General features: G+C 69.8%; 19 protein-coding genes. 10 read left to right on the plus strand and 9 right to left on the minus strand.

The annotated features are described in order from the left end of the window. Positions 1-75: 75 nt before the first annotated feature. Positions 76-1,404: an ABC transporter substrate-binding protein gene (locus PO605_RS22690; protein WP_272206895.1), complete on the minus strand. Its 1,329-nt coding sequence runs from the start codon at positions 1,402-1,404 to the stop codon at positions 76-78. Between the two features lie 201 nt (positions 1,405-1,605). Here PO605_RS22690 and PO605_RS22695 point away from each other — a divergent pair, with 201 nt between their 5' ends. The 3 genes from PO605_RS22695 to PO605_RS22705 all read left to right on the plus strand — a co-directional run bounded on the left by PO605_RS22695 (position 1,606) and on the right by PO605_RS22705 (position 3,399). Beyond that, a complete protein-coding gene (locus tag PO605_RS22695) occupies positions 1,606-1,920 on the plus strand; it encodes a type II toxin-antitoxin system HigB family toxin (RefSeq protein WP_013801561.1) in 315 nt (104 codons plus the stop codon). Positions 1,921-1,931: 11 nt separating this feature from the next. Continuing rightward, positions 1,932-2,318 (plus strand): helix-turn-helix domain-containing protein, encoded by a 387-nt coding sequence (locus PO605_RS22700; protein ID WP_047469413.1) that lies wholly within the window; start codon positions 1,932-1,934, stop codon positions 2,316-2,318. A gap of 103 nt (positions 2,319-2,421) precedes the next feature. Further along, entirely contained in the window at positions 2,422-3,399 is a 978-nt protein-coding gene (locus tag PO605_RS22705; RefSeq protein WP_047469401.1) for an alpha/beta fold hydrolase, read from the plus strand. Between the two features lie 35 nt (positions 3,400-3,434). On the opposite strand, the gene PO605_RS22710 is transcribed toward PO605_RS22705, so the two are convergent. Next, complete coding sequence (locus tag PO605_RS22710; RefSeq protein ID WP_047469404.1) at positions 3,435-5,969, minus strand: penicillin acylase family protein; 2,535 nt, start codon at positions 5,967-5,969, stop codon at positions 3,435-3,437. Between the two features lie 185 nt (positions 5,970-6,154). Between PO605_RS22710 and PO605_RS22715 the strand changes: the two genes are divergently transcribed. Then, the gene (locus tag PO605_RS22715; protein WP_016449227.1) at positions 6,155-6,535 is read left to right on the plus strand and encodes a hypothetical protein; all 381 of its coding nucleotides are present in this window, start codon (positions 6,155-6,157) and stop codon (positions 6,533-6,535) included. Positions 6,536-6,629: 94 nt separating this feature from the next. On the opposite strand, the gene PO605_RS22720 is transcribed toward PO605_RS22715, so the two are convergent. The 4 genes from PO605_RS22720 to PO605_RS22735 all read right to left on the minus strand — a co-directional run bounded on the left by PO605_RS22720 (position 6,630) and on the right by PO605_RS22735 (position 11,323). Then, positions 6,630-7,379, minus strand: coding sequence for a sterol desaturase family protein (locus tag PO605_RS22720; protein ID WP_016449226.1), 750 nt, complete (start codon positions 7,377-7,379; stop codon positions 6,630-6,632). 19 nt (positions 7,380-7,398) lie between these two features. Further along, a complete protein-coding gene (locus tag PO605_RS22725) occupies positions 7,399-8,391 on the minus strand; it encodes an LD-carboxypeptidase (RefSeq protein WP_017404106.1) in 993 nt (330 codons plus the stop codon). Between the two features lie 292 nt (positions 8,392-8,683). Continuing rightward, complete coding sequence (gene tadA / locus PO605_RS22730) at positions 8,684-10,003, minus strand: tRNA adenosine(34) deaminase TadA (RefSeq protein WP_047469417.1); 1,320 nt, start codon at positions 10,001-10,003, stop codon at positions 8,684-8,686. A 60-nt stretch (positions 10,004-10,063) separates the two neighbouring features. Further along, complete coding sequence (locus tag PO605_RS22735) at positions 10,064-11,323, minus strand: branched-chain amino acid ABC transporter substrate-binding protein (RefSeq protein WP_272206896.1); 1,260 nt, start codon at positions 11,321-11,323, stop codon at positions 10,064-10,066. A 467-nt stretch (positions 11,324-11,790) separates the two neighbouring features. Here PO605_RS22735 and PO605_RS22740 point away from each other — a divergent pair, with 467 nt between their 5' ends. Next, positions 11,791-13,797, plus strand: coding sequence for a peptidase U32 family protein (locus PO605_RS22740; RefSeq protein WP_016451402.1), 2,007 nt, complete (start codon positions 11,791-11,793; stop codon positions 13,795-13,797). On the opposite strand, the gene PO605_RS22745 is transcribed toward PO605_RS22740, so the two are convergent. Together PO605_RS22745 and PO605_RS22750 are read right to left on the minus strand one after the other, a co-directional pair. Further along, on the minus strand, positions 13,761-14,042 hold the full coding sequence (locus PO605_RS22745) for a hypothetical protein (protein WP_017407409.1): 282 nt from the start codon (positions 14,040-14,042) through the stop codon (positions 13,761-13,763). The two genes, PO605_RS22740 and PO605_RS22745, sit on opposite strands and share 37 nt — an antisense overlap. A gap of 10 nt (positions 14,043-14,052) precedes the next feature. Then, positions 14,053-16,395: an FdhF/YdeP family oxidoreductase gene (locus PO605_RS22750; RefSeq protein WP_272206897.1), complete on the minus strand. Its 2,343-nt coding sequence runs from the start codon at positions 16,393-16,395 to the stop codon at positions 14,053-14,055. A 128-nt stretch (positions 16,396-16,523) separates the two neighbouring features. On the opposite strand from PO605_RS22750, the gene PO605_RS22755 reads away from it, so the two are divergent. Next, positions 16,524-16,982 carry a GNAT family N-acetyltransferase gene (locus PO605_RS22755; protein WP_272206898.1) on the plus strand — a complete coding sequence of 153 codons (459 nt, stop codon included), beginning with the start codon at positions 16,524-16,526 and terminating at the stop codon, positions 16,980-16,982. A 12-nt stretch (positions 16,983-16,994) separates the two neighbouring features. Here the strand turns inward: PO605_RS22755 and PO605_RS22760 are convergent, their stop codons facing one another. Next, positions 16,995-19,757 (minus strand): LuxR C-terminal-related transcriptional regulator, encoded by a 2,763-nt coding sequence (locus PO605_RS22760; RefSeq protein ID WP_272206899.1) that lies wholly within the window; start codon positions 19,755-19,757, stop codon positions 16,995-16,997. Between the two features lie 177 nt (positions 19,758-19,934). Between PO605_RS22760 and PO605_RS22765 the strand changes: the two genes are divergently transcribed. From PO605_RS22765 to PO605_RS22780, 4 genes are all read left to right on the plus strand, one after another. Then, a complete protein-coding gene (locus PO605_RS22765) occupies positions 19,935-20,717 on the plus strand; it encodes an SDR family NAD(P)-dependent oxidoreductase (protein ID WP_016451398.1) in 783 nt (260 codons plus the stop codon). Positions 20,718-20,842: 125 nt separating this feature from the next. After that, entirely contained in the window at positions 20,843-22,027 is a 1,185-nt protein-coding gene (locus PO605_RS22770; RefSeq protein ID WP_016449218.1) for an acetyl-CoA C-acetyltransferase, read from the plus strand. Between the two features lie 68 nt (positions 22,028-22,095). Continuing rightward, positions 22,096-22,920, plus strand: coding sequence for an ABC transporter ATP-binding protein (locus PO605_RS22775; protein ID WP_046985185.1), 825 nt, complete (start codon positions 22,096-22,098; stop codon positions 22,918-22,920). Continuing rightward, on the plus strand, positions 22,904-23,629 hold the full coding sequence (locus PO605_RS22780) for an ABC transporter ATP-binding protein (RefSeq protein WP_047218401.1): 726 nt from the start codon (positions 22,904-22,906) through the stop codon (positions 23,627-23,629). Before PO605_RS22775 ends, PO605_RS22780 begins: the two co-directional genes overlap by 17 nt. The last annotated feature ends 4 nt before the right edge of the window (positions 23,630-23,633 follow it).

Genomic DNA, 23,633 nt, shown 5'->3' on the forward strand with positions numbered 1-23,633 from the left:
GAATGCTCCGCAGCGAAAGAGACTGTCAAGGGGAGTGCATGCAGGCGCCCGGTGCCGGGCCCCTGCGCCCGCCACTTACCGGGCCAGGCCGCGCGCCTCGGCGGCCAGCTTGCCTGCGCGCTCGTAGTTGGCACGCGCCTTGTCGGCCCACATCTGCTCCAGGCCCGTCAGCTCCTTGGACACGGCCACATCGCGCCGGCTCTTGCGGAACAGCTCCAGGAACTGCTCGTCCTTCACATTGGCTTCGCCCACCAGCGGCGAGTAGGCGATGTCGCGCGCCTGCGCCAGCAGCTCCTGCCCCCTGGCATTGGGCTTGGCCTGCAGGGCCTTGTGCGCCTCCTGGATGGCGCGCGTGGCGACCTGCAGCTCCTTGAGGCGGAAGGTCACCATCTGGTCGAACAGGCTGATCACCACGGCATAGCGCGACTCGGACAGATTGGCATCGAACTGCACCTTGGCGCGCTGCGCCACCTCCTGCGGCACGGGGTAGCCGGCCGGCGCTTTGAGCTGGCTGTAGGGCAGGATGGGCAGGCGGCTGATCTTGGGGTCGAACAGCAGCTGCTGGCCCTGCACCGACATGGTGAAGGCCATGAACTTGCGCGCCTCATCGGCATTCTTGGCGCCCGCGATCAGCGCGATGTTGGCCGGCACCACGGCCGTCATCGCCGGGTAGGCGAAGTCCACCGGGAAGCCCGAATACTTGCCCGCCAGCCCGAAGAAATCGATCACGATGCCTATGCCGTACTGGCCGTTGTTCACGCCATCGGGCACGGCAAAGCTGCGGTCGGTCACGGCGGCGGCGTTGCCCATCATGGACAGCAGCTGGCGCCAGCCCTTGTCCCAGCCCTCGCCCTGCAGGATGGTCTCCACCGTCAGCTGCGTGGTGCCCGAACGCGAGGGCGAGGAGATGGCGATGTGGCCGAAGTACTCGGGCCGCGTCAGGTCGCTCCACTCCTTGGGCGCCGCCAGCTTGTGCGCCTTCAGGTAGCGCGTGTTCCACATGATTCCATAGCCTGCCAGCGCCTGGCCGTAGTACAGGCCCTGCGGGTCGTTGAGCGGGTAGTTGCCGATCTTGGCGGGCGCGGCCGGATTGCGCGTCTCGGGCGCGGCGGTCAGCAGCTTGTTGCGCGCCAGCACCTCGAAGGCATCAGGGGCGCTGGCCCACATGATGTCGGGCCGCTGGCCCTCGGGCAGCTCGCGCACATAGGCCACGGCGGCCGTGGTGTTCTTGTTCAGGATCTCGATCTTGATCCCCGGATTGGCCGCCTCGAAGGCCTTCTGGTAGGCCGTGGTCAGCTCCTTGGGAAACGAGGTCAGCACCGTCACCGTGCCGGCCTGGGCCGCCATGGCGGCGCCCCACAATCCTGCGGCCATGGCGGCCGTCAGCCATCTGCGTTGCTGCATTGCTGTCTCCTTCGGGTTGTTGTGCGGTCAATCTGCAACCCACTGTAGGCAGCGCCGGCCCGGCCGGCCAATCATTGTTTCTGATGCCGTGCATCAGCGGCGGCGGCGCTCGGGTTAACCCGGCGCGAAAGCACAAGCACGGCAAAGAGCACAAAGACCATGCCAGCAGCCTCAGTCCCAATTTGGGACTAACATCCGCCCATGCACATCGTGGCCCGTTCCACCCTCGTCAATTTCTACAGCAGGCCGGAGCATGCGGATGCCAAAGGGCCGCTTGAGGCGTGGTTCGACATGGCCACCCGCGCGCAGTGGACCTGCCCCCAGGACGTGAAGGACCAGATCGGCAATGCCAGCATCGTGGGCAACAACCGGGTCGTGTTCAACGTCAAAGGCAACGACTACCGCCTGATTGCCGCCATCGCCTACAGGCAGCAGTGGCTGTACATCAAGTTCATAGGCACGCACGCGCAGTACGACAAGGTGGATGCCGCCACGGTGGACCAGAGCCTGCAATGAAAGGAATGACCATGGAAATCCGCCCCATCCGGACCGAGCAGGATTACAGGACAGCACTGACCGAGATCTCGCAACTGATCGACAAGGACCCGGCCCCGGGAACGCCCGACGGCGACAGGCTGGACATTCTCGGAACGCTGGTTGAGGCCTACGAGGCCAGGCATTACCCCATCGCTCCCCCCGACCCTATCGATGCGCTGCGCCTGCTCATGGAGTCCCGGGGCATGACGGTCAAGGACCTGGTGCCCTACATCGGGCAGACCAACCGCATCTACGAAATACTCAACCGCAGCCGCCCCCTGACGCTGAACATGCTCTACAGGCTTCATGACCTGGGCATACCGGCCGAGAGCCTGCTGTCCCGCCCGCGCACCGCCGCCCCGGAAAGCCACGGTTGATGCCCACCCCGGCCGGGAGCCGTGCTGGCGCACCGGGAAATCCCCAGCCACCGCTGTCCCGCCCCTGACTGCTGCACAGCAGCAAACCGGAATAATCGGCGGGATGCTGCAAGCCCCCTCTTCCCTCCCCGCCACGGCCGCTGAAGAAGCACCCATCTACGCTCCCACACGCCCCTGGCGCTCGCGCATGGTGCCGGTGCGCACCATGGAGTACCACGTGCGCGAGTGGGGACCTGTGGATGGCGATCCCGCGCTGGCGCCGCTGGTGCTGGTGCACGGCTGGATGGATGTGGCGGCCTCCTACCAGTTCGTGGTCGATGCCTTTGGCGAGGCCTTCATGGCGGGGCGCCGCATCATTGCGCCGGACTGGCGCGGCTTCGGCCTGAGCCGGCCGGCCTGGCCTGCCGACCGGCATGACTTTGCCGACTACCTGGGCGACCTGGACCATCTGCTGGACACCCTGGCGGGCGATATGCCCGTGGACCTGGTGGGCCACAGCATGGGCGGCAACGTGTCCATGATGTATGCGGGCGCGCGGCCTGCGCGCATACGCCGGCTGGTCAACCTCGAAGGCTTCGGCATGCCGGCCACCCGGCCAGACCAGGCGCCTGCGCGCTATGCGCAGTGGATGGACGAGCTGCGCCAGCTGCGCAGCGGCGGCATGGAACTCAAGAGCTATGACAGCGTGCAGGACGTGGCCCGCCGGCTGATGAAGACCAACCGCCGCCTGCCCGAGGACAAGGCGCTGTGGCTGGCCCACCACTGGGCGGCGCCCAATGCGCAGGGCCGCTGGGAAATCCTGGGCGACACGGCGCACAAGCTCATCAGCGCGCAGCTGTTCCGCGTGGAAGAAATCCTGGCCCTGTACCGTGCCATCACCGCGCCCGTTCTGGCCATCGAAGCCAGCGACGACAGCCTGGGCATGTGGTGGAAGGACCGCTACACGCTGGCCGAGTACCACGAGCGCATCGGGCAGATTGCCGACTGCCGCACGGCCGTGGTCCAGGACGCCGGCCACATGCTGCACCACGACCAGCCGGCGGCCGTGGCCGGGCTGATCGAGCAATTCCTCGGCACCTGAGGCCTGCGCGCGCCGCTGCTGCAGCCTGCTGCAACCTACTGGGGCCGCAGCATCATGGAATGGCGCCAGCGCGCGGGCGCCATCTGCAGCGGCCGGTAGCGGCCGTCGGCCCATTCCGCAGACATGTCCGCATAGCGGCTGGACAGGGCCACGCCGCTTTGGCCGGTCTGGTAGATGAACAGCGAGCGCTCGGGCTCGGCCAGGTCGTAGATGGCGCGCAGCGATGCCGCATGGCGGTTGGCGAACGGCGCCCTGGCATCGCCGGGCAGGTACTGGCCCACGTTGACGGTATAGCTGTCGCCACCCGAAGGCACGCTGACATTGAAGATGCCTGCCAGCAGCCCCACGCTGCCCAGCGGCCGGTGGCTGCTCAGGGCCGCATGCACCGTGCCCCAGCGCCAGCGGCCCAGGTCGCTGCCCTGCGTGGCCTGCAGACGCGCCAGCGCCCGGTCCAGCGCCTGGCTGACCTGGGCGCTGCAGCCCGCCGCTGCGCACCACCAGCCATCGCGGCGCTCCAGCATGCCTTCGATGCCCGCGCGGTAATCGCGCTTGCCATAGGTGGCCGCAAAGGTCTGGGCGCCAATGCGCGGGATCACCAGGCCGCGCGTGAGTTCGTCCACCCAGGCGGCAAAGATCAGGGGCGCGGCCTGCGCGGCATCCATGCGGCCGTCGAACTGCGCCATCACCCGGCGCGCCTGCCCGGCCAGCGGATGTGTGGCCGGCGCTTCGTCCAGGGCCTTGAGCATTTGCGGCAGCAGGGCGCGGGCGGCCAGCGAGGTCTGGTCGTTCTGGATGGAGGCCATGCTGACCACGTCGTGCCTGTCCTTCGCATCGATGAGTTCGGTGATGCGCTGGTGCCGGTACGGCAGGCTCCAGTCCTGGGTGAGGAAGTGGGCATAGCCCTCGCGCGTGATGCGCTGGTTGGCGGTGGCCAGATAGCCCTGAGCCGTTCCATCGTCCTGCGGGGCCTGGTCGTAGGGCAGCCAGCCCTGCCAGTCGTAGCGTGCCTCCCAGCCCGGCGCGGGCGCCACGCCGCGCAGGTCGTTGTCGGCCGCGCGCAGCGGCACCCGGCCTGCGGCCTTGAAGCCGATGTCGCCATGGACATCGGCCGCGACGATGCTCTGCATGGGCGAGTGGTAGTCGGCAAAGGCCTCGAACAGCTGGGCCACGCTGCGCGCCTCGTTGGCGCGCAGTCCGGCCTGCACGGTGAGGTTGTCGGTGTCCAGCGCCGCCCAGCGCAGGGCCACGGCGTAGCGGCGCTTGTCGAGCACGGCCTCGTACTGGGGCTGCACATCGCTGATCACGGGACCGTGGCGCGTGCTGCGCAGCGTGAGCTGCACATCGGCCCGGCCCTTGACCCTGATGCGCTCGCTGCGCTCGGTGAAAGGCGCCCAGCCGTCCGGCGTGCGGTAGCGGCCCGGGTTGCCTGGATCGATCTGCTCCAGGTACAGATCCTGCACATCGGGATTGGTGTTGGTAAAGCCCCAGGCCACCTCGCGCGTGCGCCCCAGCACCACGAAGGGCAGGCCCGGCAGGGTGGCCCCCACCACATCGATGGGCGCCAGCGGCGTGCCGTCCTGCGCATGGCCGGCGGGCGACTGCAGGCGCGCGTAGTACCAGATGGCGGGCGCGCTCAGGCCCAGATGGGGATCGTTGGCCAGCAGCGGCTTGCCGCTGACCGTGCGGCTACCCGACAGCACCCAGTTGTTGCTGCCCTTGCCGTCGTTGGTGCCCGCATCGCGCACCATGTCGCGGGACCAGCGGGCCCAGGCATCGCTCGCATCGCCGGCGGCAGCCACCTTGGGCGCAGACGCCGCCTGTGCCTCCTGGCGGTACACGCCCAGCCCCCGGTAAAGCGCGGCCAGATCGGTGGCGGTGGCCGGCGCCTCGCCCGGATAGGGCGGCATCAGCTGCCACAGCTGCTGTGTGTCCAGTTGCGAGAGCGCGGCCAGCCGCGCGAACTCGTTGCCCCAGTTGCCGCCCAGGTCCAGCGCCATCATCAGCGCCCAGCCCACGCTGTCCTCGGGCGCCCAGGCCGAGCTGTCGCCTCCGCCCGGCGTGGTGCCCAGCAGCATGAATTCGGGCACCTGCGGATGCTGGCGCATGGGCAGGGCCGCATAGAAGGCCGCGATGCCCTCGCTGTAGGCCTGCAGCGCCTCGCGTGCGTTGGCGGGCAGGGATGCGTACTGGCGCCGCGCCGCGCCGCGTATGTCCAGCGCACGCATGAGCTTGTCGGTGTCCAGCGTGGCCGGCCCGAGGATCTCGGACAGCGTGCCGTGCATCAGGCGGCGGTTGAACTCCAGCTGCCAGCCGCGCTCCTGCGCATGCACATGGCCCAGCGCGCGCCACAGGTCCTGCGGCGTGAAGGCGCTGATGTGGGTGATGTCGGCCTCGTCGCGCCGCACACGCACGGGCTGCTCCAGGCCGGCCAGCGTGAGCTGTCCGTCAAGCACCGGCTGCACGCGCACGGCATAGATGGCCACCGCGCTGCCGGCCAGCAAGGCCGAGCCGACCAACGCCACGGCGCCCACGCTCCACCATCGCGAGTTCAGGATTCGCATGATTCCCATTCTTCTCCCTTCCCCCTGCCTTTTTTCATATCGTAGTGTTGCAGTTTGTAGCATATGAACTGGTCCATTGCTCACATTGCTCACGACGAATCGTCAGCAAGTCTGGCCCCGCCTTCAGGCGACAATCAGCGCCCGCCCTGCGCAAATGGATGCAGGGCGCCAGACAGAAACAGGAAGTACCAGGAATGTGGCCTTTCAGCCTCTTGAAGAAGCTCAGCCAGGACCCGCCCGTGGGCCAGCCCCGTGGTGACTACATAGGCTGCTACCTGCTGGGAACCGAGGCGCCGGGCCAGGCCGGCGTCAGCTACGTCTCGCTGGCCACCACGCGCGAGCAGCTGCAGGCCGATGCCCGCGCCTACCTTGAAGGCTTCGTGCGCGACCACCCCGAAGCGGCCGACACCGACCTGTCCGCCATCCGCTCCCTGCTGGAGAACCTGCCCCAGCGCCTGGACGCCCACCTGTGCGGCGACACGCGCGCGCCGCTGGCCGAGCAAGGCGGCACCGTGCTCTTCCTGCGCACCGGCATGCGCGCCCGCCGCAAGGAAAACGGCCGCTACCTCGAATAGCAGTCAGCCCCCCGCCACCGGACAGAGCCTCAAAAACTGGCGCGGCCAAGAACAAGGGACAGCGAGCAAGGGCCTACGCCGGCCGCGCCGCGCCTCAGGGGGAGTTCTGCTTGTGCACGTCTTGCCAGCGCAGCATGTCGGTCACGCGCTCGGCCTTGTCGGCATCAAAGCCCAGGCGCTCCACCCGCTCGGCCGGATTGGCCCAGGTGCCGAACAGCAGATCCCAGACGGGCAGGCCGTAGTTCTGCGCATGGTGGCCGTACTGGTGGTGCACGGTGTGCATCTCGGGCCGCTGCACGATGTATCCCAGCCAGCGCGGCGTGCGGATGTCGGCATGCAGGAACAGGTCGAACGCCCCCGTGAGGCCGATGGCAAAGGCGGCAGCCAGCGGGCTGGCCCCCAGCACCCAGTAGCTGGACAGCGCGCTCAGCAGCACGGCGGCGGCCGTGTCCATGGGATGGGCGAAAAACGCCGTGAGCGCCTCCACGCGCGGCGCGCTGTGGTGCAGCTGGTGGAACAGGCGCCACAGCGTGTCCGACCGGTGCGTGGCGCGGTGCCACCAGTAAAAGACAAAGCTGGTGAGCACAAAGCTCAGTGCGCCCACGGCCCAGGCCGGCCATTGCCGGCCCACGTCCAGCAGCGCATGGCGGCGGATGCCGTCCGAAAACAGATGGCCTACCGCCAAGGTGGTGGCCAGCGTGCCCAGGCCCAGCAGCGTGGACAGGATCAGCCAGCGCCGGTCGCAATGGTTGCGCGAGGCCGGCGCGATCACCTCGCGCGTGAAGATGCCGACGAACATCAGCGCCAGCAGCGGGTAGGCCGCGAACTCCCACATCTGCAGCATGCCGTCTGCTCCTTGCCGCTCAGTGCACGTGGCCCCAGTAGATCAGCGCATCGCGCCCTTCGACCGACAGCGACACGGGCGCGCCCACGGGCAGCATCACCTTGGTCGGCACATGGCCGTAGGGCAGGCCCTGCAGCACGGGGCACTTGACCTGGCTGCGCAGCCAGTCGATCACGGTCTGCAGCTTGAAGCCCTTGTCATGCGAGCTGAGCTTGAACTCGCTGAACTGGCCGAACACGATGGCCTTTTGCTGGGCCAGCACGCCCGCATGCAGCAACTGGGTCAGCATGCGCTCCACGCGGTAGGGATGCTCTCCCACGTCTTCCAGGAACAGGATGCCGCCCTTGATCTGCGGGAAGTACGGCGTGCCCAGCAGGGACACCAGCACGGCCAGGTTGCCGCCCCACAGCGTGGCGCCGCCGCTGATGTAGAAGTCCTTGACGGCAGGCTTGCCGTCTTCGCGCAGGCCGATCTTCGGCATCTGCCAGCCCGCGCCCTCGCCCTGGCCGCTGAGCAGGTCGTTGAAGCAGTCCAGCATGATGTCGTCCACGCCGCCCTCGTCGTCGGGGCGGCCGAAGTCGTGCACCAGCAGCGGGCCGGCCCAGGTGGTGGCGCCGGTCTTGGCCAGCAGGGCCAGCGACAGCGCCGTGAAGTCGCTCAGGCCCACGAAGCGCGTGCCGCCTGCGATGGCCTTGGCCACGGCCTTGTACTTGATGCCCGGCAGGATGCGCGTGAGGCCGTAGCCGCCGCGCGTGGGCAGCGCCAGGTCGGCACCGCTGGCCGCCGCACGGTCGATGGCCGCCAGGCGCGTGGCGTCGTCGCCGGCAAAGCGCTGGTGGCTGCTCAGCGCATCGGCATCGATCTCCACCTGGTGGCCCATGGCCTCCAGGCGGCGCACGGCCCGCTTGAAACCGGCCTTGTCGCGCACGGCGCCGGCGGGCGAGTAGATGTAGATGTGGCGCGGACCCTGGTCATGCGCATGGTCGCAGCAGCTGCCGTCGGCGGCGTGCACATGCTCGTGGTCGTGGTCGTGGGCATCCCCATGGTCATCGGCACGCCCGTGGCCATGCGCGCAGCACTGGCCGTCGGCTGAATGCACATGCTCGTGCGAGTGATCTGCGGGAGCAGAAACGGGGGCTGAAACGGTAGCGGTAGCGGCTGCCGTTTTGCGGGGGGTGCGGGAACTGCGCGAAGTGGCCAAGGTGGTTCCATGCCGGCCCTGGCCGGCATGCTCCATATTGCAAGGGGAGTGAAGACGGGGACCTGGCGCCGCGCAGCCCCGGCAAGGGGCCGGCGGCGCTGGCCTATGGGCGGAAGTATTCCACAGCGTCGGCCACCATGCCGGCTGCGCACAGGGGAACCCAATGGCCGCACGGGGATAGGCGCAGCTGCGCCGGCGGCAGCTGTGGCAGCGCCTGCAGCCAGGCCTGTCGCCATGCGGGCGCGGGCAGCAGCACATCGTGCTCGCCGCCTTGCACCCACAGGCGCTGCTGCTGGCTCCACTGCGCCAGCAACGCCATCGGCAGCGCAGGCATTTCGGCCCGCACGCGGGGCCAGGCCTGCAGCGCGGCGCGGTGGCCGGGTTGGGAAAACGGCAGGTTCCAGGCCTGCGGCTGTGCGCCGGCCTCCTCGCCCACCTCGCGCATGGCGCGGCCCGCGGGCCATGACGGCTTGCGCGCCGCCTGCGCAAACCATTGCACGCAGGCATCGGGCGCCGGGCCTGCGGGCCAGGCATTCATGAGCCAGGCGCCGCAAAAACGTGCGGGCTCGGCCTGCGCCACGGCCAGGCCCAGGTGCACGCCATCGTCATGGCCGACCAGCACGATGTTCCGCAGGTCCAGCGCCAGCACCAGCTCAAGCAGCACTTGCACATGCCAGGCCGCGCTGTGCGCCTTGTCCTTCTTGGGCTGGTCGCTGCGGCCAAAGCCCGGCAGGTCGGGAACGACCACGCGATAGCCGGCCTGGAGCCACCCGGGCAGCATGGGCTGGAACAGCTGGCCCCATGCCGGGCTGCCGTGCAGGCACAGCCAGGTCAGCGGTGCATCGTGCGGTCCTTCATCGACAAAGGCCAGGCGCAGGCCTGCCAGCGCCGGCAGGTCGCTGCGCCACTGCGGCCGGGCAAAGCCGCCGAAGGTGGAATCCGCATGGCGCAGCGCCGTGTCCTTGAGCGGATGCGGCTGGGCCGCGCGCTGCTCGGCGCGGCGCATGCGAAAGAAGTCCGACATCAGGGCCGCGCATTCGCCGGCCAGCACGCCGCGCGTCACCTGCGTGTGGTGGTTGATCTGCGGCAGCGCAAACACGTCCAGCACCGATCCGGCCGCGCCCGTGCGCGGCTCGGCCGCGCCATAGACCACGCGGCCCAGGCGCGCATGCAGCATGGCGCCGCTGCACATGGTGCACGGCTCCAGGGTCACGTAGAGCGTGCAATCGTCCAGCCGGTAGTTGCCCAGGTGCGCGGCCGCATCGCGCAGCGCCAGCACCTCGGCATGGGCCGTGGGATCGCCGTGGGCCACGGGCGCGTTGCGGCCCCGGCCGATGATGGCGCCGTCCTTGACGATGACGGCGCCCACGGGCACCTCGCCCGCCCCGGCAGCGGCGCGTGCCAGCTCCAGGGCGGCGCGCATCCAGGCCTCGTCGTCGGCCTGCGGCAAGAAAGGGTGTTCGGCAGCCACGTTGTCAGCGCGTCAGGGCAGCGCCTTGCGCACGCCCTGCGCGTAGTGGTACAGCGTGACCACCGGCGCCTGCAGCTCGCCCTGGGGCGTGAAGGCAATCGGCGCCGTCACGCCCTCATACCGGGTCTGGCGCAGATAGGGGATATAGGCATCGGGCCGGATGGAGTCGGCCCGCACCATGGCCTGGGCCAGCACCATGGTGGCATCGTAGGCGTAGGGGCTGAAGACCTGGTACTGGTCGGCAAAGCGCTGGTCATAGCGCTGCTTCCAGGCAGCGCCGCCCGGCATGCGCTCCAGCGGGCTGCCGCCGACGGCGCAGGTCACGTTGCGCAGCGGCGCCGCGTTGCCGGCCAGCTCGGGCAGGCGCAGCGTGCACTGGCCGTCGCCGCCCAGAAAGCGCACCTTGTCCATGGCCAGCTGGGCCATCTGCCTGAGCATGGGGCCGGCCTGGGCATCCAGGCCGCCGAAGAAGATGGCGTCGGGCTTCTTGCCCTTGATGGCCGTGAGGATGGGGACGAAGTCCGTGGACTTGTCGCCGGTGTACTGCTTGTCCACGATCTCGATGCCCTGCTCGCGCGCCTGGGCCTCGAACAGCGCCACGATGCCCTGGCCGTAGGCCGAGCGGTCATCGATGATGGCCACGCGCTTGACGCCCAGCTTGCCCACGGCGTGGGACACCAGCGCATCGACCATGGCGCGGTCGTCGGCGATCACGCGGTACGTGGTGTCATAGCCCGACTGGGTGATGGCCGGGTTGCTGGCCGCCGGCGTGACCATGACGATGCCGCAGTCCTGATAGATGGACGTGGCCGGCAGCGTGGTGCCCGACTGCAGGTGGCCGACCACGGCCGCCACCTTCTTGTCGCACAGGCGCCGGGCCAGGGCCACGGCCTGGCCGGGGTCGCCGCCGTCGTCGCCGGCCTCCAGCTTCCAGTGCAGCTTGCGCCCGCCGATCTCCAGGCCCTTGGCATTGAGATCGTCCAGGGCCATGCGCACGCCGTTTTCCTCATCCTTGCCCAGGCTGGCAATGGGGCCGGACACCGGCCCGGCATGGGCAATGCGCACCACCAGGGGCGCATCGGCTGAACCCGGTGCAGCGGGCGCTGCGGGTGCAGCGGCCGTACCGGGTGCAGCCGCCGCAGCGGAAGCCCCTGCCGCCTGCCCGTTGGCCGGGCCGCTTCCCGGCAGCGCCCAGGCCAGGCCACCGCTGCCCAGCAGGGTGCACAGCAGGGCCGGGCCGGCCCACGGGAAATGGCGAATCGAGGCGTGCATGGCAACTCCTGGAAAAAACGGTCAATCAGTGAAACGGCGCCTTGGCCAGCGAAATCCGCTGCGGCGTGGCCAGTCTGGCGCTGCCCGGCCGGTCAAGGACTGGCGCAGCGAAAGCGCACCAGGCAGAGGGCGGAGCAGGCACGGGCCAGGGTGTCCGGCATGGCGGCCCGGCCCGTGCAGTGCGCATCCTAAAGGATAGGCAAAAACCGGCGCTGCGCGTCCGGGCATCGGGCGCATACCCCCTGGCGCGCGTTTTTTCGGGGCTGCGGCGATAATGCTGCGCCTCACCGCAAGCGGGCTGCGAGGTTTTCGTCGCCGGACCGCCCCAAGACAAAAAGCGGCCCCCTTGGGGGGCAGCGGACCTTGCGCAGCAAGGGTAGCGTGGGGGCCAGTTTCCCCCGCATTGCGCCCGACGCCCGGCCCCCCCACGCCGGTGCGGGTACGAACACAGAACACCACAAAGCCCCATGTCCCTCCTGCCCCACCAGCTCGAACTCCTGTCTCCCGCGCGCGATGCCGACATCGGCATCGAGGCCGTGAACCATGGCGCCGACGCCGTCTACATCGGCGGCCCGGCCTTCGGCGCGCGCGCCACGGCGGGCAACGACATCCGCGACCTGCAGCGCCTGATCAACCACGCGCACCGCTTCGGCAGCCGCATCTTCATCACGCTCAACACCATCCTGCGAGACGATGAACTGGAGGCCGCGCGCAAGATGGCCTGGCAGATCTACGAGGCCGGTGCCGACGCGCTGATCATCCAGGACATGGGCCTGCTGGAGCTGGACCTGCCGCCCATCCAGCTGCACGCCAGCACCCAGACCGACATCCGCACGCCCGAGAAGGCGCGCTTCCTGCAGGACGCCGGCCTGTCGCAGATCGTCGTTGCGCGCGAGCTGGACCTGCAGCAGATCGCCGCCGTGCGTGCGGCCACCGACCCGGCGCGCACCACCATCGAATTCTTCGTGCACGGCGCGCTGTGCGTGGCCTACTCGGGCCAGTGCTACATCACCCACGCCCACACGGGCCGCAGCGCCAACCGCGGCGACTGCAACCAGGCCTGCCGCCTGCCCTACGAGGTGCTGGACGCCAGCGGCCGCATCATTGCCCACGAAAAGCACGTGCTGTCCATGAAGGACAACAACCAGAGCGACAACCTGCGCGCCCTGATCGACGCCGGCGTGCGCAGCTTCAAGATCGAGGGCCGCTACAAGGACATGGGCTACGTGAAGAACATCACGGCCCACTACCGCAAGCTGCTGGACGAAATCATCGAGGAGCGCGAATTCTCCGATACGCCGCTGGCGCGCTCGTCCTCGGGCAGCACCACGTTCAGCTTCACGCCCGACCCCGACCAGAACTTCAACCGCGAGTTCACCGACTACTTCGTCAACGGCCGCAAGGACGACATCGGCGCCTTCGACACGCCCAAGACACCGGGCCGCGCCATCGGCTGGGTCACCAAGGTGGGCGAGAACTTCGTGGAGATCGAGACCTCGAGCCGCGACACCGAACTGCACAACGGCGACGGCCTGTGCTACTACGACCTGCAAAAGGAACTGGTGGGCCTGCAGATCAACCGCGCCGAGTCGGTGGATGCGAAGAAGTCGCTGTGGCGCCTGTTCCCCAAGGACCCCATCGCCGGCTTCAAGGATCTGCGCAAGGGCCTGGAAGTCAACCGCAACCGCGACATGGCCTGGGTGCGCACGCTGGACAAGAAGTCCAGCGACCGCCGCATCGGCCTGTGGGCCGAACTCAAGGAAACGCCCGACGGCTTTGCGCTCACGCTGACCGACGAGGACGGCTTCACCGCCACCGCCGCCATCGTGCAGGAACACCAGGCCGCCACCGACGCAGCCCGTGCCGAGGCCACGCTGCGCGAGCAGCTGGGCCGCTTCGGCGCCACCATTTTTTCCGTGCATGACATCGGCCTGCAACTGAGCCAGCCCTGGTTCGTGCCGGCCTCGGCCCTGAACCAGCTGCGCCGCGACGCCGTCGCCGCGCTGGAGGCCGCGCGCCAGGCCGGCTTCGTGCGCCTGCCGCGCGCCCTGCCCGTGGAGCCGCCCGTGCCCTTCCCCGAGGACACGCTGACCTACCTGGCCAACGTCTACAACCAGAAGGCGCACGACTTCTACATCAAGCACGGCGTCAAGGTCATCGACGCGGCCTACGAGAGCAAGGAAGAAGAAGGCGAAGTCAGCCTGATGATCACCAAGCATTGCGTGCGCTTTTCCATGAGCCTGTGCCCCAAGCAGGCCAAGGGCGTGATCGGCGTCAAGGGCACCATCAAGGCCGAGCCGCTGCAGCTGATCAACGGCAAGGAAAAACTCACGCTGCGCTTCGACTGCAAGCCCTGCGAGATGCACGTGGTGGGCAAGATGAAGCGCGCGGTGATCAACCAGCACGCCAAGGAAATGCAGGAGTTTCCGATGCAGTTCTACCGCACGCGTCCCGTGCCCTCGGCCAGCGCCTGACAGGCCTGGGCCTCCACCCACAAGCGCCCGCGCTCCGTCAGGGCCGCCAGCCACCGCCCCTCTTCCTGCTCCAGCCTGACCCAGCCCGGCCCCGGTGTGCCGGCAATGGGCGCATCGCCCATCAGCGCCAGGCAGCGCATGAGCACGCTGGCGCCCTGCCCCAGTCGCTTGCCCAGCCTGGGCAGGGACATGGGTGCGGGCTCGGTGGCCAATTCGCGCAGGATGGCGGCGGCCAGTTCTTCCATGCCTTGCACTTCAGGCCGCCATTTCTTCCAGCGCGGGAGACGGCACGGCAGGCAGCCGGTGCGCCACCAGCTGCACGGGAATGGATTTGGAGCTGGGCGTGCCGGCCACGATGGCCGTGGCCGACAGCGGCACCAGCGGATTGGTCTCCGGATAGTAGGCAGCGATGCAGCCGCGCGGAATGTCGTAGGCCACGAGCCTGAAGCGCTCGGCGCTGCGCTGCTGGCCGTCATCCCACACCGTCTGCAGGTCCACCCAGTCGCCATCCTTCATGCCCAGGGCGCGGATGTCCTCGGCATGGATGAAGACCACGCGGCGCTGTCCGAAGACGCCGCGGTAGCGGTCGTCCATGCCGTAGATGGTGGTGTTGTACTGGTCGTGCGAGCGCGTGGTGAACAGCGTGAACACCGGCGATGCGCCGGGGCTGCGCGCGGCGCGCACGCGGTGCACGGGCGTGTCGCGCGGCACGGCGTGCACGAAGAAGCCGGCCTTGCCCCGGGGCGTCTCCCAGATGCGCTCGCTCGCCGCATTGCGCAGCTTGAAGCCGCCCGGCACGGCCACGCGCGCGTTGAAGTCGTGGAAGTCGTCGAAGACCTGCTCGATCAGCTCGCGTATGCGTGCATAGTCGCCAGCCAGCTCCAGCCAGGGCACGGGCCGCTGCGCGCCCAGCGTGGCGGCAGCCAGGCGCGCGACGATGGCGATCTCGCTGAGCAGGTGCTCGGACGCAGGCGGGTTGATGCCGCTGGAGATATGGACCATGCCCATGGAGTCCTCCACCGTCACGCCCTGCGGGCCGCCGGCCTGCATGTCGATCTCGGTGCGGCCCAGGCAGGGCAGGATCAGCGCCTCGCGGCCGTGCACCAGGTGGCTGCGGTTGAGCTTGGTGGTCACATGCACGGTCAGGTCGCAGCGGCGCAGCGCCTGCCAGGTGGCATGCGTGTCGGGCGTGGCCGCCGCGAAGTTGCCGCCCAGCGCGAAGAAGACCTTGCCCCTGCCTTCGAGCATGAGGCGGATGGACTCGACCACGTCCACGCCGTGGGCGCGCGGCGGCTCGAAGCCGAAGACCTGCTGCAGCCGGTCCAGCAGCGCGGCCGGCGGCTTTTCCCAGATGCCCATGCTGCGGTCGCCCTGCACATTGCTGTGGCCGCGCACCGGGCAGGCGCCTGCGCCGGGTCGGCCGATGTTGCCGCGCAGCAGCAGCAGGTTGACCAGCATCTGCACGGCGGCCACCGAGTGCATGTGCTGCGTGATGCCCATGCCCCAGCAGACGATGGTGCTGCGGGCGGCGATGTAGACCTCGGCCGCCGTCTGCATCTGCGCGCGGCTCAGGCCGGACTCGGCCTCCAGCAGGCCCCAGTCCTCGGCCCGCAGGTCCTCGGCCAGGGCCTCGAAGCCGGTGGTGTGTTCGGCGATGAAGGCATGGTCCAGGACGCCGCCGCCCCCTTGCCCCAGTGCATCGTCCTGCGCGATCACATGCTTCATGATGCCCTTGACGGCCGCGATGTCGCCGCCCACGCGCAGCTGGAAGTAGTGCGTGCTGATGGGCGTGGCGCCCAGGGTGGCCATCTCCAGCTTGCTTTGCGGGTCCTGGAAGCGCTCCAGCCCGCGCTCGCGCAGCGGGTTGAAGCTCAGAATGCGCGTGCCGCGCTTGTGGGCTGCGCGCAGCTCGCCCAGCATGCGCGGGTGGTTGGTGCCGGGGTTCTGTCCGAAGATGAAGATGGCATCGGCCTGCTCGAAATCGGCCAGCTGCACCGTGCCCTTGCCCACGCCGATCTGCGGCTTCATGCCGCTGCCGCTGGGCTCGTGGCACATGTTGGAGCAGTCGGGGAAATTGTTGGTGCCGTAGGCGCGCACGAACAGCTGGTACAGGAAGGCCGCCTCGTTGCTGGCGCGGCCCGAGGTGTAGAAGATGGCCTGGTTCGGGTCGGGCAGCGCGTTCAGGTGGCGGGCAATCAGTGCAAAGGCGTCGTCCCAGGCGATGGGCCGGTAGCGGTCGCTGGCCGCGTCGTACACCATGGGCTCGGTGAGCCGGCCCTGGTCCTCCAGCCAGAAATCGCTTTGCGCCATGAGCTCGGCCACCGTGTGCCGGGCAAAGAATTCGGGCGTCACGCGGCGCGCCGTGGCCTCGGCCGCCACGGCCTTGGCGCCGTTCTCGCAGAACTCGAAGGTGGAATGGTGGTTGCGGTCGGGCCAGGCGCAGCCCGGGCAGTCGAAGCCGTCGGGCTGGTTGGCCGACAGCAGCGTCTTGGCGCCCTTGACGGCGATATCCTGGCGCATCAGGGCCTGGCTCACGCTGCGCAATGCGCCCCAGCCGCCAGCGGCGCCCTTGTAGAACTCGATCTTTTGTTCGGACATGGGCCGGGAGTGTTCCGCCTGTCCATGATCCAGGTCAAATCACATCTCCAAATGGAGAGATTCAGCAAAGATATGAGCACGGCATCCTTGCCCTGCGCCATGCTGGCAACCTCAGCCCCGGACCACCGATGAACTCCACAGCCATACACACCGCCATCCCCGAAGACGCCGCGCTGATCGCGCCGCTGTTCGATGCCTACCGCCAGTTCTACGAGCAACCTGCGGATGCCGACGCGGCGCTGGCCTTCATCACGGCGCGGCTGGAGCGCGGCGAATCCGTGATCCTGCTGGCCCGCCGACCGGACGGCAGCGCCCTGGGCTTTTGCCAGCTCTATCCCTCGTTCTGCTCGGTGCTGGCCGCGCCCATCTACGTGCTCTACGACCTCTTCGTGGTGCCCGAGGCGCGCCGCCTGGGCGTGGGCCGCGCCCTGCTGCTGGCGGCCGAAACCCATGCCCGCGCCACGGGCCATGCACGCATGGACCTGACCACGGCACGCAACAACCTGCGCGCCCAGGCGCTGTACGAGTCGCTGGGCTGGGTGCGTGACGAAGTGTTCCTGACCTATGCGCGCCATCTGCAGGCTTGAGCCGCCAGCGGCCTAGCGCAAAACCCGCAGCTCCCGCGCCAGCGCCACGGCCTGGGTGCGGCTGCGCGCGCCCAGCTTGAGGTTGATGCTGCGCAGGTGGGTGCGCACCGTGCTGTCAGAGACGAAGAGCTTCTCGGCCATGGCCGCATTGGAGTAGCCCGAGGCCAGCAGTTCCAGCACGCGCAGCTCCTTGCGGGTCAGGGGCTCGGCAAGCGCCGTGGCCGGCGCCGGGCCCTGGGGCGCATCCGCTGCCTGCAGCTCGGGGGGATCGGCGGGCTCGGCAGGCTCGCCCAGGGCAGACAGCAGCCGCTGCGCATGGGCGGCCGCCTCCGGCTCCGCCGCTTCCGTGCGGCGCGACAGTGAGGGCGACAGTGAAGGAGACAGTGAGGGCGACAGCACACGCTGCAGCACGGGCGCGAGCAGCGGCCCCTCATCGAGCATCAGGCGCACAAAGCCTTCGCTGGCCCCGTGGCGCAGCGGCTGGGCCAGCATGGCGGCGGCGGCGTCCAGGTCGCCGCAGCCCGCCTCGGCCAGCGCGAACAGCACCTGCAGCTTGAGGCTGCGGTGGCGGCGCCCGCGCAGTTGCGCATCGGCCAGCAAGGGGGCGATGGCATCGCGCACGGCACGGCAGTCGCCAAAGTGCAGACCCCAGCGCAGCCGGGCGATGGCGATGTCCTCCACCTCGTGCGGCGGCAGGCGCAGGCGTTCCACGCGCGGCCATACGCCAGGGTCGTCGGCACGCTCCAGCGCCTCGGACGCGGCCGCCCGGTTGCCCTGCAGCACGAAGATGCGCGCATGTTCCAGCCGCGCGCTGGCCGTCACGCGCGGCAGCTGGCGCTCGTGCCCCAGGTATTCCAGTTCGGTGAGCAGGCCCACGGCGGCATCCACGTCGCCGCGCAGGAAGGCGATGCGCGCGCGCATGCGGTAGCTGGCGATCACGTGGTCGGGCAGGCCCACATCGCGTGCCAGCGGCAGGTAGACCTGCAGCAGGTGATCGGCGCCGTCGATTTCATTGCCCTCGTAGAGCACCCCCGCGTACAGGACGCCTGCCCAGGCATTGCCGTTGGTGGGGTTGTAGGCCGCGCTGCGCGGCGTGGCAGCCAGCGCCACCCTGAAACGCGCTGCCGCCTGGCGCAGCCGGCCGGCGGACAGGTCCAGCACGCCTTCCATGGCCTCGGTGTACATGCGGCTGAACAGGCTGCCGGCCTGGGTGCTGCGTGCCGCATCCAGCAGGCGGCGGGCCTCGTCGGTATCGCCCAGCACCGATGCCACGTAGGCCATGGCATTGGTCAGCGAGCTGTCCGCAAAGGGCCGGCAGCTGGGCAGGCGCGCCAGCGCCTCGCGGCCCAGGGGCGCAGCCTCTTCCACGCGGTCCATCATGGCCAGCAGCAGCGGCCGCAGGGCGATGACCAGGGCCTGCGCGGCAGGGTCGGCGGCCATGCCGGGCTCCAGCGCATCCAGCCACAGCTGTGCCTGCACGGGACCGCGGGTGAAGCAGTCGGCATAGGCGGCGACGGCCTGCAGCAGCGGCTCGCGCGCCAGCAGCGGCACCGGCAGGGCCGTGAACCAGCGCGACAGCAGGCGCATGCGGCCCTGCTCCATAAGCGCCTCGGCATGGCGCCGCAGCAGCGCCAGCGCATGGGGCGGGTCGCCGCCCTCCAGCGCATGCTCGATGGCCGGCACCGGCCGGCCGCAGGATTCGTACCAGCCGCTGGCCGCCAGGTGCAGGCGCTGCACCTCGCCGGGGCGCTCGCGCTGCAGCTGGGCGCGAAGGAAGTCGGCAAACATGCTGTGGTAGCGCCAGCTGCGCCTGCCCTGCCCTTCGTCGGCCAGCGGCAGCAAGAACAGATGGGCCTGCTCCAGCGCCTGCAGCATGGCGGCGCCATCGGCGCGCGGCACCAGGGCCTGGCAGACCTGGGCATCCAGCGTGCGCAGGATGCTGGTGCGCAGCAAAAAATCGCGCACGGGCGCGGCCTGCTGTGCCAGCACGTCCTCGGCCAGGTAGTCGGCCACGGCACGCTCCGAGCCCGAGAAGCGCTCGATGAAATCGCTGTGCGCCCCATGCCGCTCCAGCGCCAGCGAGGCCAGCCACAGCGCACCTATCCAGCCTTCGGTCTTGTCCACCAGGCGCGCCACGGCCTCGCGCGGCAGCGCGCAGCCGCGCAGGCGAAAGAACTCCTCGGCCTCGGCCGCTGAAAAGCGCAGCAGCGCCGCATCGATCTCCAGCAGCTGGCCGCTGGTGCGCAGCCGCCCCAGCCCCAGGGCCGGCAGCGCGCGCGAGCCTATGACCAGCCGGCCGTGCACGGGCAACTGCTCCATCAGCTGGCGCACCAGGCCCAGCACGGCATCGTTGTGCAGCACCTCGAAATCGTCGATGAACAGCGCAAACGACCGGCCTTCGCCGGCCAGCGACTGCAGCGCCCGGGACAGCTCGCCCGGCCCGTCCGCCTCGCGCTCGGCCATGCCGCCCAGGCCGCGCACGGCCGCACCCAGGCATTGCAGAGAGCGCGAGACATCGTTGTCGGCGGCATCCAGCGTGAGCCAGGCCGTGGCCTGCCCTTCGGCCTGCAGGCGCTCGCGCATCTGGCGCATGGCCGTGGTCTTGCCGAAGCCGGCCGGCGCACGCACCAGCACCACGCGGGCGCGCAGCGCCTCGGGCCAGCGCGCGGCCACCGCCAGGCGCGCCACCTGGGCTGCGGCCGCGCGCGGCGGGCTCAGCTTGGCCTGGGGCACATAGCCGGAACCGGGAGCAGGAATGGGCACTGGGGACGGCATGCGGGCGAGGAGCACATGGCAGGAGTGAAGGAGCGGGCACTTTCGTCGGTTTCGACGATGGCGGCAATGCGGGGTGATTCCTAGACTGGCCTGCAGATCATAGGCAGCGCAGCGCGCCCTGTCGCGAGCCAAGGCGACAGGGCGCGCGGCAAAGACTCTCACAAAGGAGACCCACACATGAAGCTTGACGCAAGCATCAGCGCCGTCGTCACGGGCGGGGCATCGGGCCTGGGCGCGGCCACCGCGCGCCGCCTGGCCGCCAGGGGCGTGCGCGTCGCCCTGTTCGACCTCAACGAGACGGCCGGGCAGGCGCTGGCGCGCGAGACAGGCGGCCTGTTCTGCCGCGTGGACGTGACCGACGAGGCCAGCGTGGACGCGGGCTTTGCCCAGGCCCGCGCGGCCCACGGGCAGGAGCGCATCCTGGTCAACTGCGCGGGCACGGGCAATGCCGTCAAGACGGCCAGCCGCGACAAGGCCACGGGCGAGATCCGGCACCTGCCCGTGGCCAATTTCGACCGCATCATCCAGATCAACCTGGTGGGCACCTTCCGCTGCATCGCCAAGTCGGCGGCGGGCATGCTCACGCTGGAGCCGCTGGCCGACGGCGAGCGCGGCGCCATCGTCAACACGGCCTCGGTGGCGGCGCAGGACGGGCAGATGGGCCAGGCCAGCTACTCGGCCAGCAAGGCCGGCATCACGGGCATGACCCTGCCCATCGCGCGCGACCTCATGGGCGAGGGCATCCGCGTGAACACCATCCTGCCCGGCATCTTCGACACGCCGCTGCTGCAGGGCGCGCCCGACAACGTGAAGGCGGCGCTGGCCGCCTCCGTGCCCTTCCCCAAGCGACTGGGCCAGCCCGACGAATACGCCCACCTGGCCGAGACCATGATCACCAACGGCTACTTCAACGGCGAGTGCGTGCGCCTGGACGGCGCCATCCGCATGGCGCCGCGCTAGGCGCACCGCCCAGCCACTAACCGTCCCCGCGTTTTCCCTGGCCGGAATCGTCGCTTGCGACGATGCCCGGCCCGCGCCGGCCGGGCCACCATCCCCCCAGGAATACAGGAACAGGAGACATATCCATGGCACAGGCATACATCGTTGCCGCCACGCGCACGGCAGGCGGCAAGCGCGGCGGAAAGCTCTCGGGCTGGCATCCGGCCGATCTCGCGGCCCAGGTGCTGGACGAGCTGGTGCGCCGCAGCCAGGCCGACCCGGCCCAGGTCGAGGACGTGATCATGGGCTGCGTCAGCCAGGTCGGCCAGCAGGCGACGAACGTGGCGCGCAACGCGGTGCTGGCCTCGTCCCTGCCCGAGTCCGTGCCGGGCACCACGGTGGACCGGCAGTGCGGGTCGTCCCAGCAGGCCCTGCATTTCGCGGCCCAGGCCGTGATGTCGGGCAGCATGGACATGGTGATCGCCGCAGGCGTGGAGAGCATGTCGCGCGTGCCCATGGGCACGCCCAACGCCCTGCCCGCCAAGGCCGGCCTGGGCGTGTACATGAGCCCGGCCATGCAGCAGCGCTATCCGGGCGTGGAGTTCAGCCAGTTCATGGGCGCCGAGATGATGGCCGGCAAGTACGGCCTGGCCAAGGACCAGCTGGACGCCTATGCGCTGCAAAGCCATGAGCGCGCCGTGCAGGCCGCGCGCGAGGGCCGCTTCGACCGCGAGATCCTGGCCGTGCAGGCGCGCAGCGCCGAAGGCGGTACCGAGGGCGAAGGCCAGCCGCACACGGTGGATGAAGGCATACGCTTCAACGCCACGCTGGAGGGCATTGCCGGCGTCAAGACCATCCGCGAAGGCGGCTGCGTGACCGCCGCCACGGCCAGCCAGATCTGCGATGGCGCCAGCGGCGTCATGGTGGTCAGCGAGCGCGGCCTCAAGGCCCTGGGCGTGCAGCCGCTGGCGCGCATCCACCACATGAGCCTGCTCGGGCACGACCCGGTGATCATGCTGGAGGCCCCCATCCCCGCCACCCAGGCCGCGCTGAAGAAGGCCGGCATGCGCATCTCCGACATCGACCTGTACGAGGTCAACGAGGCCTTTGCCCCCGTGCCCCTGGCCTGGCTGCAGGCCACGGGCGCCGATCCGGCGCGGCTCAACGTCAACGGCGGCGCCATTGCGCTGGGCCATCCGCTGGGCGCCTCGGGCACCAAGCTCATGGCCACGCTGATCCACGCCCTGCATGCGCGCGGCGGGCGCTACGGCCTGCAGACCATGTGCGAGGGCGGCGGCATGGCCAACGTCACCATCATCGAGCGCCTGTAGGCGCCGCCATGCCACCGTGCGGCCGGCGCGGCCCGCGCCGGTCGCCCACCATCGGGGGAGGGAAAGCCATGAGCCAGGACTCGCAGCCCCTGCTGCGCATCGAAGGCGTTTCGCTGCGCTTCGGCGGCATCGTCGCGCTGGACGGCGTGAGTTTCGATGTTGCGGCAGGCCAGATCTGCGGCCTCATCGGCCCCAACGGTGCGGGCAAGAGCAGCCTGTTCAACTGCCTGTCGCGGCTGTATGCCTGGCAGGCCGGCCACATCCGCTTTCGCGGCCAGCCGCTGGCCACGCTGGCGCGCCACCGCATGGCCGCGCTGGGCATGGGCCGCACCTTCCAGAACCTGGCCCTGTTTTCCAGCATGACGGTGGCCGACAACGTGCGCCTGGGCACGCACAGCCACCAGCACGCCGGCTTTGTGCGCGACGCCCTGCGCCTGCCCGGCGTGCGCCGGCGCGAGGAAGAAGCCCGCGCCCAGGCGCAATCGCTGATGGCCCTGCTGGAGCTGACGGGCGTGGCAGAGCGCCGCGTGGCCGACCTGCCCTTCGGCACGCAAAAGCGCGTGGAGCTGGCGCGCGCCCTGGCCTGCCGCCCGCAGTTGCTGCTGCTGGACGAGCCGGCCTGCGGCCTCAACCATGAGGAGCTGGCCGGCCTGGGCGACCTGATCCTGTCGCTGCGCGACCGGCTGGGGCTGACCGTGCTGCTGGTGGAGCACCACATGGGCCTGGTCATGCGCGTGAGCGACAAGGTCGTGGCGCTGAACTTCGGCCGCAAGATCGCCGAGGGCACACCGGGCGAGGTCCGCGCCCATGCCGAAGTCATCCGCGCCTACCTGGGTTCGGACATGCAGCCGCAGGATCAGGACAGGGAGGTGGCGCATGCCGGCACTGCTTGAAATCCGCGGACTGCATGCGGCCTACGGGTCGGTGCGCGTGCTGGACGGCATCGACATGGACCTGGCCGAAGGCCGCGTCACGGCCCTGCTGGGCGCCAATGGCGCGGGCAAGACCACCACGCTGCGCGCCATCTGCCGCCACCTCGTGGACACGCGCGGCGAGGTGCGCCTGGCCGGCGAACGCATAGACCGGCACAGCACCGAGCGCATCGCGCGCCAGGGCGTGGGCCATGTGCCCGACGGGCGCGGCACCTTCGCCCAGCTCAGCGCCGAGGAGAACCTGCGCCTGGGCGCGCAGGCCCGGCCCACGCGCGCTGCCCGTGCCGACGTGGGCGGCGATATGGAGCGCATGTTCGGCTACTTCCCCCGCCTGCGCGAGCGCCGCGCCCAGCAGGCCGGCACGCTGTCGGGCGGCGAGCAGCAGATGCTGGCCATTGCCCGCGCCCTCATGGGCCGCCCGCGCCTGCTGCTGCTGGACGAGCCCTCCTTCGGCCTGGCGCCGCTGGTGGTGCGCGACATCTTCGGCATCCTGCGGCGCATCAACGCCGAGCAGGGCATGACCATCCTGCTGGTGGAGCAGAACGCGCGCCTGGCGCTGGAGCTGGCGCACAGCGCCTACCTGCTGGAGACCGGTCGCATCGTGCTGCACGGCCCCAGCGAAGCCATGCGCCGCAACGATGCGGTGCGCCAGGCCTATCTCGGGGAGTAGCGGC

Origin of the sequence: Delftia sp. DT-2 (genome assembly GCF_028401915.1) — a bacterium.
GTDB lineage: Bacteria > Pseudomonadota > Gammaproteobacteria > Burkholderiales > Burkholderiaceae_C > Comamonas > Comamonas tsuruhatensis.